We start from the raw sequence: 17,799 nt of genomic DNA on the forward strand, positions 1-17,799 counted from the left end.
ATGTTTAAACGTACGTTGAAATTATTGCTGTACTTATTTATGAGTTCATTCATTATATTTCTGTTAGTGGAAAAGACATCAGGAAATCCAGCCATCTTGTATTTACAGAGGCATGGGTACACACATATTTCCCAGGAAAATATAGAAGCAGCACAACATCAACTAGGTCTAGGTCATCATGTGATATTAAGGTATCTAGACTGGGTTGCGCATGCTTTTACAGGCGATCTCGGTTATAGCTTTAGTACTCGTGAGCCAGTGACTTCTATGATTATTCAATCATTAACGCCTACATTGACATTAATGGTAATTGCAACGGCTATTTTATTACCGTTAGGATTCGCTATTGGTTATGTGGTTGGCGTCAATCCAGGTCATAAATGGAGGATAATGCTTAGAAGTATCGCTCAAATCTTAACCTCAATGCCGGAATATTGGTTGGCGATATTATTCGTGTATTACTTTGGCATTCGTTTGCAATGGTTACCCTTTGTAGGAAGCAGTACGTGGTTACACTTTGTGCTACCTGTTACAGTGCTAGTCATAGTAGAAGGTTGTCATATTATTCTAATGACAGCACATTTAATAGAAGGAACGCTTAAAAGTGATGCTTACCAATTAACCTTATTACGTGGTTTTAAACTAAAACATCGAATCTATGTGCAGATTAAAGATATTATCGCACCATTAATAACGATTATGATTAATAGTATGATTCATTTGTTTGGTAAGGTTGTTATCTTAGAAGTGATTTTTAGTATGTCAGGTATAGGCAAAATATTGATTACTGCAATCAATCAACGTGATTATCCAGTAATTCAAGGTATTATCATGATAGTGATTGTCGCAATTATGATCACTAATTACTTGGGAGATATATTAATGATTAAGAATGAACCTCGAATTCAGCACAAGCAATTAACTCAACCTAATTTAGAAAGGATGGGTAATCATGAATAAGCATAAAACTGTATATATAATAGTAGGTTTTATATTCATGATGATTGCAACTATAGTTGTTAGTTTGATCCCACAACAGTTGAATGAGGCATTAGGATTACGTCCACCTAATTTCAATCACTTATTAGGAACAGATCAGTTAGGTAGAGATTTTCTATTGCGTCTTATTCAGGGAAGTATCGTGACGATTGGATTAACGATGACAGTAATCGTGTTAAGTATCGGTATCGGTTTAATACTGGGATTAATTGCAGGTATAGAGGGACGTTGGTTTGATAAAAGTTGTATGTTTTTAGCGGATTTATTATTAGCTATCCCATCGTTTATTATTGCTTTAGTTGTTTTAAGTTTAGTGAGTGATTCAATGCTAGGATTACTATTTGCACTCACAATAGGATGGTTAGGACGCTACTTACGTTACTTTAGAAATTTAACTAGAGATTTACAAAAGCAACCTTTTATTACTTACGCAGTATTAAGTGGTAATTCTAAGATGAAAACAACACTAGTGCATACTATTCCTCATCTAATGAGTAATATACTAGCCCTAATTACTGCAGATATAGGTAAAATTATGTTAAGCATTTCAGGGTTAGCCTTTTTAGGACTAGGGATTAAGCCACCCACACCTGAATTAGGGACAATATTATTTGATGGTAAGAGTTACTTTAGTGCGGCGCCGTGGTTATTCTTCTTCCCGGGACTACTATTAGGAGGTTATGCTTTATTATTTCAAATGATCAACAACAAAATAATGAAATAACAACCTTTGTGAGTGTCGATCGGTTAAGTGTTTTTAACAATGCGCGCACATTATTAAATTCAATTTCTGTAGATATTCAAAAAGGTGCGTTTCATTGTGTTATAGGTGAAAGTGGTAGTGGGAAGTCCTTGTTAATTCGTACAATATTAAATATGACTTCTGCAGAATTATCGTATCAAGGGAAAATTGATATCAATTTGGCCAATGTTGATGCAGTGTTTCAAGATACAACGAGTAACATGTTTCAAAATATTACACTTGATAAACACTTTGATATGTTATATCAAGCACAATCATCGAAGTTGACCAAGCCAGAGCGACGTGTGCAGTTGATTGAAATGATGACAGCCTTTGGTTTAGAAGAGCCGCAACGTTTATTAAAATCTTATCCCTTCGAATTGAGTGGTGGTATGGCTCAAAGAGTTGCGCTAATGATGGCATTGATTAGCAAGCCTCAATGTTTAGTTTTAGACGAACCTACAAGTGCACTCGATCAGAAAAATAGTCAAAAGGTAATGCGTTATCTTTCGAAGATAATGAAGGAAAAACAGATGACGATGATATTTATCACACATGATCTTAATTTAGTAGAAGATGATGCGACACATATTAGCATTATGAAAGAAGGTCATCTCCTAGAAAATGGTACTGCAAAGGAGATACTTCAACATCCCAAAGACGATTATACGAAGAAATTAATCGACATTGCGCATAGGAGAAAGCAATATGCTTACAATCAAACAACTGTCTAAAATTATTCAACATCAACCAATTTTAAAAGATATAACATTAGATTTAACAGAAGGTCATTTACTGATATGTGGAAAAAGTGGTAGCGGAAAGTCTACTTTAGCGAAAATAATAGCTGGATTAGATTTAGATTATACTGGCCAAATCAAGTACAATGGCATTTCAAGAACAGACACTCAAACGAAAAGATGGACGAAACAGATTCAATATGTACCACAATATCAAAGCAATACATTAGATTATCGAAAAAGAGTACGTGATATCTTATTAGCCCCGTTAAAAAATTATCATTTTGATCCTTCAACTTATCAAGAGAGAATCGCGGCAGTGCTTAAACAATGTCTTCTACCTCAGTCGATTTTAGATCAACGTGTAAGTACATTGAGTGGTGGCCAATTTCAGCGACTTTGGATTGCTAAAGCACTTATTATAGAGCCGCAAATATTAATACTTGATGAAGCAACTACGAATTTAGACATTATTAATGAAGAAACGATTCTCAATATGCTAAAGGAATTAACACAAATTCAAATGATTATCATCTCACACGATCCTTACGTGATAGATTATTTTAAGGGTCAGAGACTCGACTTGGATTTATAAAATTGATTGAGTCATATTGTAGTGATCACGATTCACTATGATATGGCTTTTTGTATGAAAAAAGGTTTGCCCTTGAGCACGCTCCATGGTTTACAATGTTCGTAACAGAAGTGGAGGTCGTAGTCATGAATACAAAAGAAGTTGTCGAATTGATGGATATTTCTCAAGATACTTTAAGATACTATGAAAAGGTAGGCGTAATTCCACCAGTTGAACGTGATAAAAATGGATATCGCATCTATCAAATGAAAGATTTAAATTGGATATACTTAGTTAAGCATTTAAGACAAGCTGGTGTAACGATTGAATTGCTCGTTGAATTTTGCAGATTAGGTCAATTACCTAAAGATGAGGCGGTTCAAAACCAACAGAAAGAAGTACTCAACAAACAACTTGAAGAATTAGATGAACATTTGAAGATCATTCATAATGCAAGAGAATTATTAAAATATAAAATTGAAACGTATGATGACCATATTGCCAAAATCAATGATGAAGCGGCTCAAGAATATAATTTGAAAAAGATTTGGGAAAATAAAAGACAATAAATTTGCTATAGAGTGAACTCTATAGTGTAAGGTGTAGTTATAAATAGTAGGAGGTTTTCATATGAAAACAATAAAACTAAACGAAACAATTGAAATACCAGCATTAGGATTTGGTGTGTTTCAAATTCCACAAGAACAAACAAAAGACTCCGTAGTTAATGCGATTCAAGCAGGCTACCGCCATATAGATACAGCACAAAGTTATATGAATGAAACAGAAGTAGGCGAAGGTATTAAAGCATCTGGTATTGATAGAAGCGAATTATTTGTTACTACAAAAGTATGGATTGAAAATGTTAACTATGAAAATACATTAAAATCAATCGAACGTTCTCTAGAAAGATTGCAATTAGATTATATTGATTTAGTATTAATTCACCAACCATATAATGATGTTTACGGATCTTGGAAGGCGTTAGAAGAGCTACAAGAAAATGGAAAAATCAAAGCGATTGGGGTATCTAATTTTGGTGTTGATCGCGTTGTTGATCTAGGTATTCATAACAACGTGCAACCTCAAGTGAATCAAATTGAAATTAATCCGTTCCATCAACAAGAAGATGAAGTACAATCACTTCAAAAAGAAGGTGTACTTGTTGAAGCTTGGGCACCATTTGCTGAAGGAAAAAACAATTTATTTAGCAACGAAACGTTACAAAATATTGGTGACAAATACGGTAAATCAATCGCACAAGTTGTACTACGTTGGTTAGTAGAAAAAGACATTGTTGTCTTAGCAAAATCAGTTAATCCAGAAAGAATGAAACAAAACTTAGATATTTTTGATTTTGAACTAACAGATGAAGATAAAGCACAAATCGCAACATTAGATAGTAACGATAGTCAATTCTTCTCACATGCCGATCCAGAAATGATCAAAGCATTAACAAGTAGAAGACTCGACGTATAATATATATACAAAAGAAAGGGGCATCCTGAGAATGAGGATGCCCCTTTTTTCATGATTGCAAATTACTAATTATATATTGATTATGCGCCTGATCCGTCAAAACCTATTGTTACTGAAGTGACTTGTCCATTTTTTTGTGAAATGGTTACCGGAGTATGGTAAAAACCTGTTTTTGGACTTTTAAGTTGATAAGAGTCAGTGTTTGGATGTTTATTACCTTGTATATCTCTCATTTCTTGAAGATCATTACCATAAACAGATTTTAATTGTTTAATAGTAATATTATTGACTTTGATGTGTACAGATGTTGCTTGCTTTTTCCCAGGTTTAATAGAAGAAAAAGATTGGTCATATTTAGTGAAATCATTAATTTTAGACGAAGTGCCACTTAAATTAACAATTTTTGTACCATTGAAAGTAACATTTCCATATTTTACGGCATTCTTAAAGCTTTTATTTAGTAAGAATGATCCGTCATTATTAACATAACCTTTATAATTATAATAAGGTGTTGTAGCGGCATGTACATCTTGATTAGGATTTACATCTAATGAGGCTCCGACTCCGAATACTGTTCCGATGGCTAAAGTTGATGAGACAATTGCTTTGGCAGTTTTATTCATACGAATCTCCCTCTCATTTTTAGTTGAATCGTTAAAAAAGTGAAATGTTACGATTCAATGACAATATTACAAAACAATTACATCAATTTCAAATGAATAAATAAGTTTGATTTTATACACATATATACATAGTTAACATAAGTGTTAATCGAAAAATTTAAGGTATTAGTAAAATGTATAAGGCTAATAAAAAGAGAGTTTAAATCAAATAATGAATATTAAGTCATTATTTTTTGTTTATTAACGATATTTTTACAATATATTAACAAAACTTTAAAAGAGGTTTCTTTATATTGGAAGCGGGAATGAAAAATTATCTAATATAAAGGAGAGATTAGTAATGAAACATACTAAAACAATAGCTTTATTATCATCAGCAGCCATTTTATTAGGTGCGTGCGGTAACGGTGGCAGTGATTCTGCTTCAAATAAGAAAGACGAAGGTACGAAAGATGCCACTGTAGCGGTTAAAGATATTAAGACAAAGCCTGAAGATGCAATTAAAAAGGCACAACAAACATATAAAAACCAAGATTTAAAAGATATTTCTTATGAGAAATCAAATGGTGACTGGGTCTATAAAGTAGAACAACAAGACACGAAAAATAATAAAGAGTCTGAAGTTATCATCAATGATAAAGATAAAAAAGTGATTCACAAAGAAACTGAAAAAGGTGAATCTAATCAGTCTAATGACACATTTAAATACAGTGATGTGAAGAATTATAAAGATGCTATTAAATCAGCACAAAAAGACTTTGATGGAGATGTGAAAGAGTGGTCATTATCAAAAGATGATGGCAAATTAGTATATAACTTTGACCTACAAAAAGGTAAAGAAAAGCATGAAGTGACTGTCGATGCTAAAACTGGAAAAGTATTAGACAATCAAAAAGACGATTAAAATACATGCGCTAATATGAAAAACGAGCCTGGGACATAAATAAAATGTCTCAGGCTTCAATTTTTTTAATATATTTCCAATAATTTCTTCCAGTTATAAGAAACCATAACCGCAATGCTCATAACTAGTAATAAGATGACGAGTTCAGAAGCCATGTAACCTTGTGATAAGTGTACTGTAAATAGGGCGCCTAACATAATGACGATAAATCCAGCAGCAACGTAATTTGAAAATAATCCGATAATCATTAAAATACCACCGATAAATTCAAATAATCCTAATATAATTCCTAAAAATGCAGGAAATCCTAACCCAGACATCATTTCCATAGGCTCTTTAAATCCGCTAAATACCTTTTGTGATCCATGTATTGTAAATGTAATACCTAACATCAGTCTAATTAATAGTAATCCTAACCGCATAAATACTTACCTTCCCTTTAAATATATTTTATATACTTGATATGGTTAGTATACTACAATAAGATTATTTTCAATGCAACCACGTATTTGATTTTTTTTGAAATAAATTCAAAGGCATTACATATAGAAGTAGTAATAAAGCTTTTAAGAGGACACATGGTGTCCGGTTCAAATGATTAAATTAATAAAAATGAATAAATTTGATTTTGATTTTAAATTGGATATAAGTTTGCGTTATAATACTTATGCGTATGCAATATACATATAATTAATTTAATTTGAGGATTTAAAAGTGTTTTGTGCGAAAAACGTTAATGACTTCAGCAATGTATATTAATGCAAGTTACATCTAGTTTTAAGAATGATTGCGTAAAGCAAACTAAAGGGGGAACATCGTTGAAAAAAGTTTTTACTAGTTTAATGATGATTATGATGTGTTTAGTCTTAATATCGCCAACTGTTTTTGCTGAACAGTCTCCAGTCGATGTTGCTAAACAAGAACATCAAGATATTGATAAGCAATACAATCCAAAAGGGATGATAGTAACAACTAAAGATGGTCAAATACTTTATGATTATCATGGAAATACTCAAGTAGATCCAGCATCTACTACTAAATTGATGACGATGAATTTGGTTTATGACGATATTAAATCAGGCAAAATTAAAATGAATGATAAAGTGAAAATAACATCACGATATGAAAAAATGTCAGAATTGCCTAATTTAACTACATTTCCACTTAAAGAAGGAACAACCGTTACAATCAATCAATTATTGAAGCAAGCTGCATTAGAATCAAGTAACGCTGCGACATTAGTATTGGCAGAACATATTGATGGTAGTTCTTCGAAATTTACAGATAGAATGAATCAAAAAGCTAAAGACTTAGGCATGAAGGATACAAAGTTTACGAATCCAAGTGGAGCTAATAATAAAATATTAAAACCATATGAGCCTAAAAGTTATAAAGATGATACGATTTCACATACAACTGCACGTGATATGTCATTATTAAGTAATCATATATTGAATGCACATCCAGATGTTTTAAAAATTACAAAACTATCTAAAGATAAGCAGTCAAATCAAGAATTACATAATACCAATACATCATTACCTAATGAAGCAGATGGTATGAAAGATGTTGATGGTTTAAAAACAGGGACAAGTGACAATGGATACAATTTAGAATTAACTGCCAAACGAAATCATTTAAGAATCGTAACAGGCATATTTAATGTTAAGCCGTACCCTGATGAACAAGCGAAGCATGCCCGTCAAAAACTGGCGAATGCTTTAACTGAACATGCATTTAAGCAATACGACTACCGTAAAGTCATTTCAAAAGGTGAGCATGAAATAGACGGTAAAAAATATGAAGTAAAAAAAGATTTATATGATTTAGTACCTAAAGATAAAAGTAAATATCAATTAAAAGTGTCTGAGGATAATCAATTATATGTTGATTATGATCGTCAATTTACGAAAGGACATCAAGCACCTACCGTAGAAGTCGAACCTACGACACATTGGGGTATGATTTTTCTATACGTATGTATGGCAATTGCCGGACTAGTATTACTAGGTATGTTGACAATCATAGGTATCAAAATTTATTACAAAAAGTTTTAATCAAATGATGACGTATAAAACATACTAAGATTAGCTATGAAGAAATCTATGACGATAGATTTTTTCATAGCTATTTTTTATAGTTATAGAGAGTAGGACAGAAATAATAAAGAACCATTAATCATTGATTATGTAGTGGTTCTTACGCATTAGCCACAGCTAATGTGTACTTTAAAATAGAAATACATGAGTGAAACTCATGCATAAGAAATACTAATTTCTAAAGAAAAAAGTATTTCTTTATCGTTGTCCATCCCCAACTTGCATTGTCTGTAGATTTTCTTTTCGAAATTCTCTATGTTTGGGGCCCGTCCCCCCGGCAAGGATGACTAGAAATAAAAAGCTTGGTACATTTAGACCGTCTTTGTAATGTATTACTTAGACGGTTTTATGCATGAACTTTAGTTCATGTATACCTCTAAAGATTAATTTGAACACATGAGTCAATACGCATGTGTAAGTCAACTACGGCCTAAATATAAATGTAACTTGAAATATATTTATGCCCCGACCTGTTTTTTAAAAATTAAAAATCAATCAAATTGACAAAAGATATAAGTGTAACTACAATGGTTACAGGAGGTTAATTTATTTGAAAATTAGTAGTAGATTTACAGTAGCAGTGCATATATTATCTTTAATTCAAATAGAGTCCAATCAAGAGCTATCATCAAAATATATAGCTGGCAGTGTTAATACTAACCCCGTTGTTATCCGACGCATTATTGGCTATCTTAAACGTGCACAATTAGTAGATATGTATCGTGGCAATGGCGGTCTATACTTACTAAAACCGTTATCAGATATTACATTATTAGATGTATATCATGCTGTAGATGTGGTTGAAGAAGGACAATTGTTTCAGATACATGAAGACACGAACGTGAACTGTGTGGTAGGTGCTAACATTCAAGGGGTGTTAGAGATTATATTAATGCAAGCACAAGATGCTATGGAAGGTGTTCTAGCGAAAGTGACAATGAACGATATCGTTAATCAAGTATTGCAACATAACGAATAGCGTATTCGTTATTCGACTTGATGTAACTGTTACAGTTACATCAATGATAAGCACATTTCAAAATGTAATTAATCTTAAAAGAGATAAACGGAGGAGTTTCACAATGAAAATAGGAATTATAGGCGCTTCAGGTAAAGTAGGACAACTTGTATTAAAAGAAGCTTTAGATAGAGGACATCAAGTAACTGCCATCGTGAGAAATGCATCAAAAATAACAAATACGGAAGTAGAAATCATCGAGAAAGACATTCATGATTTAACAACTACAGACATAGCATCATTTGAAGTTGTTGTTAATGCTTTTGGTGCACCATTAGGCGATTCAGAAGGACATATCAATGCAGGCCGTCATTTAATTGATATTTTAAAAGGAACAGATACAAGAGCAATTATTGTTGGTGGTGCCGGAAGTCTATATGTAGATGATGCACATACAGTTCAATTAATCGACACACCAGAATTTCCTGATATTGTTAAACCTACAGCAAGTGGTCAAGGACAAAACCTTGAAGAATTACGCAACTCAGAAGGTATAACATGGACATTCCTAAGCCCTGCTGCAGAATTTGATCCAGAGGGTGTTAGAACAGGTCATTACCAATCTGGTAAAGATCAATTAATTGTTAATTCTGAGGGGAATAGCTATATCAGTTATGCAGATTATGCCGTTGCATTAGTAGACGAAATTGAAAATCCTCAACACATTAATGAACGCTTTACTGTTGTGGGAGAAGCAAAATAATAGAATTAAAAAAGGCTGAGATATTCATGAGGACTGGTTATGAGTTGATGTGTACATATCACACAATCACTCACATTATCCATCATGTATCTCAGCCTTATTTTTATTATTTTTTAGGATATAAACCTAAATAAGATTCTAAACTTTGGCCAGACTCTTTGACTTCTTTGGCTTTCTCTTTACCTAAATAGCGTAAATGCCATGGCTCATATTGATAGCCAGTTTCATTTTCTTTGCCTTTACCATATCTAATAATAAAGCCATATTCATCTGCATGGCGTTTAATCCATTGACCTTCTTTGGTTTTACCAAAACTGTGGTATAAGTTTTTATCAGACCCCTGTGCACCCACATCGAATGATAAACCAGTTTGATGTTCTGAATGACCTGGTTTAGAGCTATATTTATTAGCTGCTTTTTCACCATCTCTAGCTTTATAATTATTGAATAATTGAATTTGAGTTTGATAGCTTCTGAAGCCACTAATTTTGTATAAATTGATATGATCTTTTTTCGCATCAGCAATCATTTTATTTAATGCTTTCACTGCTTTAGGATTTTCCCCAGGATTATAGTCTTTTGGTAATTTAATTTGCTTATTCACCATTAAGATACCGTCAATATAAGTTTTACCATCTTTTTTAACTTTCTTGTGAGATTGATTCTGTTTATTACTATCTTGCTTGCTCGCTTCATTTTTTCCTTCAGAATGATGATTTGAACATGCTGATAGTACTAATAATCCCATCAATAGCACAGTCCATAACTTTTTCATATCACACAAAACTCCTTTTATATTGTTAACGTGATTTACCAAATAACCAACTAATTGTACACGAAATAAGTTTAACATATTTTATTAGTATAATAATGGTATATAAGAAATGAATTCATTTGGTTTTTATGTAAGTATTTTAATTTTGAATTTATGATATTTATAAATCTGTTATGTAACAGTGAATAAAAATGTAATTCTGTATTAATTTAAAATACAGGTTCGCTAATCAGCCATATTTTAGTTGAAAATTAGTCATAAATTTTGTGAAAATTATCACAATAAACATGCTACACTACATGTGAAAACGTTAACAAAACGAAATGGAGGCGAACAGTATGTTAGAAACAAATCATCATACTAGTGCTTGGCAAGGTTTTAAAAATGGTCGTTGGAATAGACATGTAGACGTGAGAGAATTTATTCAACTAAATTATTCATTATATGAAGGTGACGATGACTTTTTAGAAGGTCCAACTGAAGCAACATCAAAATTATGGGACCAAGTGATGCAATTATCTAAAGAAGAACGTGAACGCGGTGGTATGTGGGATATGGATACGAAAGTAGCATCCACAATCACATCACATGACGCTGGATATTTAGACAAAGATTTAGAAACAGTTGTCGGCGTGCAAACAGAGAAACCATTTAAACGTTCAATGCAACCATTCGGTGGTATTCGTATGGCTAAAGCAGCATGTGAAGCATACGGTTATGAATTAGATCCAGAAACAGAAAAAATCTTTACAGACTATCGTAAAACGCATAACCAAGGTGTATTCGATGCATATTCCAGAGAAATGTTAAATTGTCGTAAAGCTGGAATAATTACAGGATTACCAGATGCATATGGTCGTGGACGTATCATCGGTGACTATCGTCGTGTGGCATTATATGGTGTTGACTTCTTAATGGAAGAAAAACTTAAAGACTTTAATACAATGTCTACTGAAATGTCAGAAGATGTGATTAGATTAAGAGAAGAATTATCCGAACAATATCGTGCCTTAAATGAATTAAAAGAACTAGGACAAATGTACGGATTTGATTTAAGTCGACCAGCTACTAACTTTAAAGAAGCGGTGCAATGGTTATACTTAGCATATCTTGCAGCAATCAAAGAACAAAATGGTGCTGCCATGAGTTTAGGACGTACATCAACATTCTTAGATATTTATGCTGAACGTGATTTGAAAAACGGTGACATTACAGAAAGTGAAGTACAAGAAATTATCGACCACTTCATTATGAAATTACGTATCGTTAAATTTGCACGTACACCAGACTATAACGAATTATTCTCTGGCGATCCAACTTGGGTAACTGAATCTATCGGTGGTGTAGGTATTGATGGTAGACCATTAGTTACGAAAAACTCATTCCGTTTCTTACATTCATTAGATAACCTAGGTCCAGCACCTGAACCAAACTTAACTGTGCTTTGGTCAGTAAGATTGCCTGAAAACTTCAAAATTTATTGTGCAAAAATGAGTATTAAAACAAGCTCAATTCAATATGAAAACGACGATTTAATGCGTGAAAGCTATGGTGATGACTATGGTATCGCATGTTGTGTATCAGCAATGAAAATCGGTAAGCAAATGCAATTCTTCGGTGCTCGTGCTAACTTAGCTAAAACATTACTATATGCTATCAATGGTGGTAAAGATGAAAAATCTGGCAAACAAGTAGGTCCAAGTTATGAAGGTATCCATTCAGACGTATTAGATTATGATGACGTATTTGAGAAATTTGAAAAAATGATGGACTGGCTTGCAGGTGTATACATTAATTCATTAAATATCATTCATTACATGCACGATAAATATAGTTATGAACGTATTGAAATGGCGTTACATGATACAAATATTATTCGTACGATGGCAACAGGTATTGCGGGATTATCAGTAGCAGCTGACTCTTTATCAGCAATCAAATATGCACAAGTAAAACCTATCCGTAATGAAGAAGGTCTAGTTACAGACTTCGAAATCGAAGGCGACTTCCCTAAATATGGTAATAATGATAGCCGTGTGGATGATATCGCAGTCGACTTAGTTGAACGCTTCATGACAAAATTACGTAGCCATAAAACATACCGTGACTCAGAACATACAATGAGTGTATTAACAATTACATCAAACGTTGTTTACGGTAAGAAAACAGGTAACACACCAGACGGTCGTAAAGCCGGCGAACCATTTGCACCAGGTGCAAACCCAATGCATGGTCGAGACCAAAAAGGTGCATTATCTTCATTAAGTTCTGTTGCTAAAATTCCTTATGACTGCTGTAAAGATGGTATTTCAAATACATTTAGTATCGTACCAAAATCATTAGGTAAAGAAGAAGACGCTCAGAATAAAAACTTAACAAGCATGTTAGACGGCTATGCAATGCAACATGGTCATCACTTAAATATCAATGTATTTAACAGAGAAACATTATTAGATGCAATGGAACATCCAGAAGAGTATCCACAATTAACAATCCGTGTATCTGGTTATGCAGTTAACTTCATTAAATTAACTCGCGAACAACAATTGGATGTCATTTCACGTACATTCCACGAACAAATGTAGAAAATAAGGTGGGAGCAAAATGCTTAAAGGACACTTACACTCCGTCGAAAGTATGGGCACAGTCGATGGACCAGGTATTAGATATATATTATTTACACAAGGTTGCTTATTAAGATGTTTATATTGTCATAATCCAGACACTTGGAAAATCAATGAACCATCTAGAGAAGTTACTGTAGATGAAATGGTTAATGAAATATTACCGTATCAACCTTACTTTGATGCATCTGGTGGTGGCGTGACCGTAAGTGGTGGCGAGCCATTACTACAAATGCCATTTCTAGAAGCGTTATTCAAAGAACTACAAGCAAATGGTGTGCATACATGTCTTGATACCTCTGCAGGATGCGTCAATGATACACCAGCGTTTAATCGACACTTTGATGAACTACAGAAACATACAGATCTTATATTATTAGACATCAAACATATTAATAATGAAAAACATATTAAATTAACAGGCAAACCCAATACACATATACTCAAATTTGCCCGTAAATTGTCAGATATGAAACAACCTGTTTGGATTCGTCACGTCCTAGTACCAGGTATCTCAGATGATAAAGAGGATCTCATCCAACTTGGAGAATTTATTAATTCTCTAGATAATGTTGAGAAATTTGAAATCTTACCCTATCACCAACTCGGCGTGCATAAGTGGAAAAATTTAGGCATCCCATATCAATTAGAAAATGTTGAACCACCCGACGATGAAGCTGTCAAAAAAGCCTACCGTTACGTCAATTTCAAAGGGAAGATCCCAGTTACATTATAAAAAGAAATAAACTCATAACACTACACACCCTTCACAAACACATCAGTTCCTTATTGGAATTGGTGTGTTTTTAATTATTCAAATATCTTTTTAAAAAGAATGATATGTGAAGTTATTAAATAAAATATTCTGAATTGTATTGAAATTAATAAGAATTTTATTTACATTTATATTAATAAATATATTTTTGAAAGGAGTCATTTTGATGAAAAGAATTTTCGTATTAAGTTTATCAGCATTCCTAGTTTTGGCAGGTTGTCATTCAGGTGAAAAATCGAACGCAACAGATAAGAAAGAAGAAAACAAGCAAGCGTCTAAAACAAATGATAGTAATAAAGAAAAACAAGATAATAAAAATGAAAACAAAAGTACGTCAGTGACTCAATTATCAGAAAAGAAAAAATTAGCATTAGCTTTTTATGCTGACGAAGCAGATCAATATATGTTAACTAAAAATGAAATCCTAACAGGCATTTATGAGTATAAAAAGGGATCTGAAGTTGAGAAAAAGCAAATGGAAGATCTAATGTTAGAGAAAGTGGATTCTATAAAAAATGCACCCGATGGCATGAAGTTTTATCAAGTATATCCAACGAAAGGTCAGTTTGCTTCTGTTATAGGTGTAAATAAAAATAAAATATTTATAGGTAGTACACAAGGTGCATTAAATGATTATGCTTCTTTATCTAAAGATGGTAAGGAACTAGATATTAATCAGTTATATAAAGCAAATAAAGATAATAGATCTTTACCAGAAATGGAAAAGAAAATACAAATCGTTGATAGTGGTGCAGCACAAAAAGCAGATGATCCAGATAAAAACGCTGCTAATACGATGGCACATATGAGAAGCCAAATTTATAATGAAATCAGTGAATTTGATGGCGAATTAGATAATAAAACCTACCTTTGGGATAACATCCGTATAGACAACGATGGTAATTGGACAGTGAATTATCGTAATCATGATGGGGAAATCATGGGTACATATAAGAGTGAGAAAGATAAAATAATTAAACTCGATCAAAATGGTAATAAAGTTAAAGAAAAGCAAATGAGTAATCAATCAGAAGAATAATGAATCGATGAAGCGTTTAGTGACATATCAAGGTTACTAAGCGCTTTTTAAATTTCTAAATAAATTATTGTTAATTTTCTGAAAATAGGGTATCGGTATAAAAATATTAACTTCAATGATTTAAAAAGGGGATTAATCATATGAAAAAAGAAAAATCGAAGGAGTTCAAATTTAAAACACCTCATACGTATGCTTTATTATTAATGGTTATTATATTTGCTTGGATAATGACTTATGTGATACCAGCAGGGGAATATGCACGAGAAAAGAAAAGTGGTCAAACAGTAGTTGTTTCTGGTTCTTACCATGAAGTTGCGAATCAGCATTTATCATTTTTAGATATTTTTAGAGCAGTACCAGAAGGTTTGGTAAGTGGCGGTGAAATTGTATTTTATGTATTTTTAGTAGGCGGTGCATTTGGGATAGTTCACCAAACAGGTGCATTTGAAAATGGTGTGAACAAAGCAATGCGTACATTAGGCAAAGCCAATTTTTTAATGATTCCATTGACGATGACGGCCTTTTCCATTTTAGGGTTTTCTATCGGATTATCAGAGGAGACGATTATTTTTGTACCTATAGGAGTGTTGATTGCTCGTACACTTGGTTATGATGCATTAACAGGGGCAGCGGTAGTCATATTAGGAGCCGGAAGCGGATTTATGGGTGGTATGCTTAATCCGTTTACTGTTGGTGTTGCGCAAAAAGTAGCTGAGTTACCATTGTTCTCTGGTTGGGGATTACGTACGATTATATACGTCTTTATACTCACTGCAGCTATTACTACAGTCATGCTTTACGGTCAAAAAGTTAAAAAGAATAAGTCGAAGAGTATTGTTTATGAGTTGGAAAAGGAAGAAGGACAACTTAATACAGAAATTGAATATCAAAATTTTAGTAAGAGGCAAGCTTTCAGTCTAGCATTGATTCTTGGTGCGATTTTATTTAATGTATTTGGTATTTTTAAGTATGATTGGACGTTTACGCAAATGAGTGCCAACTTTCTATTGGCTGGTATCGTAGCTGGATTAGTCGCTGGACTTGGATTTAACGGAACATTTGATGCACTAGTTAAAGGGATGCAAGATATTCTCTATGGTGCGTTAGTCGTGGGTATTGCTAAAGGGATTGTCGTGTTATTGGAAAATGGTAAAATCATCGATACGATTGTACATGGTATGACAACACTATTATCTGACGTACCTGCTTCATTAGTCATCATGGTGATGTTTGTTTTACAATTTATATTGAATTTCTTTATTCCGTCAGGCTCAGGACAAGCTTTAACAACAATGCCACTCATGATACCTATTTCAGATTTACTACACATCAATCGACAAATTACAGTGTTAGCCTTCCAATATGGAGATGCCATTAGTAATATTTTATTCCCGACATCAGCGACACTGATGGGTGCTTTAGCAGTTGCGCGCATTTCATATACACAATGGCTAAAATTTGCATGGAAACTCATTGTTGTATGGATCATTATCTGTGCAACAGCAATGTCTATCGCCTTGATGCTAGGTTACTAGTAAGTTTATATAATTTATAAATGAAAAATATTTAAAACTGATTTTACATCTAAGGTGTAGAATCAGTTTTTTATAGAATAAGTCAATTTAAATTGCTGCACAATACAGACTAGTACAATATTTATAAAAATTAATACTAAAAATAAGTGAAATGTTGTGATAATATAATATGGTGTAAATACTTAACTTTTTAATAAATTGAATAAATCTATGTAAGTAATACATATACTATATATATTGATTATTAATCTAATAAATGATTTATTCGAGGGATTAAACGGTTATTCGAGGGGAGCTATTTGAGTGAAAGTTAAAAAAGCAATTATTCCAGCAGCTGGTTTGGGGACAAGATTTTTACCAGCAACGAAAGCAATGCCAAAAGAAATGTTACCTATCTTAGATAAACCAACAATTCAATATATTGTTGAAGAAGCATCAAGAGCAGGGATCGAAGATATCATTATCGTTACAGGTAAACATAAACGTGCGATTGAAGATCATTTCGATAACCAAAAAGAATTAGAAATGGTATTACAAGAAAAAGGGAAAAATGACCTATTAGAAAAGGTTCAATACTCAACAGATTTAGCTAACATCTTCTATGTTCGTCAAAAAGAGCAAAAAGGTTTAGGCCATGCCATTCATACAGCACGTCAATTCATTGGAAATGAACCATTCGCTGTATTATTAGGTGATGACATTGTGGAATCAGACACACCAGCAATTAAACAATTGATGGATGTTTACGATGAAACAGGTAAATCCGTAATTGGTGTTCAAGAAGTAGCTGAAGAAGACACACATCGTTACGGTATTATCGATCCATTAGAAAAATCGGGTTTACGTTATGAAGTTAAGAAATTCGTAGAAAAACCAAAACAAGGTACAGCACCATCTAATTTAGCGATTATGGGACGTTATGTACTAACACCTGAAATCTTTGATTATCTTGAAACACAAGAAGAAGGTGCAGGTAACGAAATTCAATTAACAGATGCAATTGAACGTATGAACGCCGAAAGCCAAGTATACGCATACGATTTCGAAGGTGATCGTTACGATGTCGGTGAAAAACTAGGCTTCGTTAAAACAACGATTGAATATGCATTAAAAGACGAAGATATGAAAGATGATGTGAAAAAATATATTAGAGAATTGAATTTTTAATAT

At 33.0% G+C, this 17,799-nt stretch carries 18 protein-coding genes; 15 read left to right on the forward strand and 3 right to left on the reverse strand.

Annotated features, from left to right (window positions below; all coding sequences use genetic code 11):
* The 6 genes from P7F85_RS00630 (at position 1) to P7F85_RS00655 (ending at position 4,534) form a co-directional block, all read left to right on the forward strand.
* The gene (locus tag P7F85_RS00630; protein ID WP_002466905.1) at positions 1–960 is read left to right on the forward strand and encodes an ABC transporter permease; all 960 of its coding nucleotides are present in this window, start codon (positions 1–3) and stop codon (positions 958–960) included.
* The gene (locus P7F85_RS00635) at positions 953–1,723 is read left to right on the forward strand and encodes an ABC transporter permease (RefSeq protein ID WP_002466899.1); all 771 of its coding nucleotides are present in this window, start codon (positions 953–955) and stop codon (positions 1,721–1,723) included. Before P7F85_RS00630 ends, P7F85_RS00635 begins: the two co-directional genes overlap by 8 nt.
* An 8-nt stretch (positions 1,724–1,731) precedes the next feature.
* Positions 1,732–2,475 carry an ATP-binding cassette domain-containing protein gene (locus P7F85_RS00640; protein WP_002466901.1) on the forward strand — a complete coding sequence of 248 codons (744 nt, stop codon included), beginning with the start codon at positions 1,732–1,734 and terminating at the stop codon, positions 2,473–2,475.
* Entirely contained in the window at positions 2,450–3,076 is a 627-nt protein-coding gene (locus tag P7F85_RS00645) for an ABC transporter ATP-binding protein (RefSeq protein ID WP_002466896.1), read from the forward strand. The genes P7F85_RS00640 and P7F85_RS00645 overlap by 26 nt, the downstream gene beginning before the upstream one ends.
* Positions 3,077–3,201: 125 nt before the next feature.
* Positions 3,202–3,624: a MerR family transcriptional regulator gene (locus P7F85_RS00650; RefSeq protein ID WP_002466897.1), complete on the forward strand. Its 423-nt coding sequence runs from the start codon at positions 3,202–3,204 to the stop codon at positions 3,622–3,624.
* A gap of 61 nt (positions 3,625–3,685) precedes the next feature.
* Complete coding sequence (locus P7F85_RS00655) at positions 3,686–4,534, forward strand: aldo/keto reductase (RefSeq protein WP_002466903.1); 849 nt, start codon at positions 3,686–3,688, stop codon at positions 4,532–4,534.
* 80 nt (positions 4,535–4,614) lie between these two features.
* Here P7F85_RS00655 and isaB read toward each other — a convergent pair whose 3' ends face one another.
* Positions 4,615–5,157 (reverse strand): immunodominant staphylococcal antigen IsaB family protein, encoded by a 543-nt coding sequence (isaB, locus tag P7F85_RS00660; RefSeq protein ID WP_002466900.1) that lies wholly within the window; start codon positions 5,155–5,157, stop codon positions 4,615–4,617.
* Between the two features lie 340 nt (positions 5,158–5,497).
* On the opposite strand from isaB, the gene P7F85_RS00665 reads away from it, so the two are divergent.
* Positions 5,498–6,061: a PepSY domain-containing protein gene (locus P7F85_RS00665; protein ID WP_002466898.1), complete on the forward strand. Its 564-nt coding sequence runs from the start codon at positions 5,498–5,500 to the stop codon at positions 6,059–6,061.
* Between the two features lie 65 nt (positions 6,062–6,126).
* Here the strand turns inward: P7F85_RS00665 and P7F85_RS00670 are convergent, their stop codons facing one another.
* Positions 6,127–6,483 (reverse strand): DoxX family protein, encoded by a 357-nt coding sequence (locus P7F85_RS00670; RefSeq protein ID WP_002451435.1) that lies wholly within the window; start codon positions 6,481–6,483, stop codon positions 6,127–6,129.
* 396 nt (positions 6,484–6,879) lie between these two features.
* Between P7F85_RS00670 and pbp4 the strand changes: the two genes are divergently transcribed.
* From pbp4 to P7F85_RS00685, 3 genes are all read left to right on the forward strand, one after another.
* Complete coding sequence (gene pbp4 / locus P7F85_RS00675) at positions 6,880–8,118, forward strand: penicillin-binding protein PBP4 (RefSeq protein WP_002466895.1); 1,239 nt, start codon at positions 6,880–6,882, stop codon at positions 8,116–8,118.
* Between the two features lie 592 nt (positions 8,119–8,710).
* On the forward strand, positions 8,711–9,139 hold the full coding sequence (locus tag P7F85_RS00680) for an Rrf2 family transcriptional regulator (RefSeq protein ID WP_002466793.1): 429 nt from the start codon (positions 8,711–8,713) through the stop codon (positions 9,137–9,139).
* A 103-nt stretch (positions 9,140–9,242) separates the two neighbouring features.
* Positions 9,243–9,881 (forward strand): NAD(P)-dependent oxidoreductase, encoded by a 639-nt coding sequence (locus P7F85_RS00685; protein ID WP_002466791.1) that lies wholly within the window; start codon positions 9,243–9,245, stop codon positions 9,879–9,881.
* A gap of 106 nt (positions 9,882–9,987) precedes the next feature.
* On the opposite strand, the gene P7F85_RS00690 is transcribed toward P7F85_RS00685, so the two are convergent.
* Positions 9,988–10,656, reverse strand: a complete 669-nt coding sequence (locus P7F85_RS00690; RefSeq protein WP_447158549.1) for a M15 family metallopeptidase — start codon at positions 10,654–10,656, stop codon at positions 9,988–9,990.
* Between the two features lie 338 nt (positions 10,657–10,994).
* On the opposite strand from P7F85_RS00690, the gene pflB reads away from it, so the two are divergent.
* The 5 genes from pflB to galU all read left to right on the forward strand — a co-directional run bounded on the left by pflB (position 10,995) and on the right by galU (position 17,796).
* Positions 10,995–13,241: a formate C-acetyltransferase gene (pflB, locus tag P7F85_RS00695; protein WP_002466795.1), complete on the forward strand. Its 2,247-nt coding sequence runs from the start codon at positions 10,995–10,997 to the stop codon at positions 13,239–13,241.
* A gap of 19 nt (positions 13,242–13,260) precedes the next feature.
* Positions 13,261–14,016 carry a pyruvate formate-lyase-activating protein gene (gene pflA, locus P7F85_RS00700; RefSeq protein ID WP_002466792.1) on the forward strand — a complete coding sequence of 252 codons (756 nt, stop codon included), beginning with the start codon at positions 13,261–13,263 and terminating at the stop codon, positions 14,014–14,016.
* A 205-nt stretch (positions 14,017–14,221) separates the two neighbouring features.
* Positions 14,222–15,094, forward strand: coding sequence for a hypothetical protein (locus P7F85_RS00705; protein ID WP_002466796.1), 873 nt, complete (start codon positions 14,222–14,224; stop codon positions 15,092–15,094).
* 140 nt (positions 15,095–15,234) lie between these two features.
* The gene (locus P7F85_RS00710; protein WP_447158550.1) at positions 15,235–16,629 is read left to right on the forward strand and encodes a YfcC family protein; all 1,395 of its coding nucleotides are present in this window, start codon (positions 15,235–15,237) and stop codon (positions 16,627–16,629) included.
* 303 nt (positions 16,630–16,932) lie between these two features.
* Entirely contained in the window at positions 16,933–17,796 is an 864-nt protein-coding gene (galU, locus tag P7F85_RS00715; protein ID WP_015364618.1) for a UTP--glucose-1-phosphate uridylyltransferase GalU, read from the forward strand.
* Positions 17,797–17,799 lie beyond the last annotated feature (3 nt).

Source organism: Staphylococcus sp. aM, assembly GCF_052975125.1.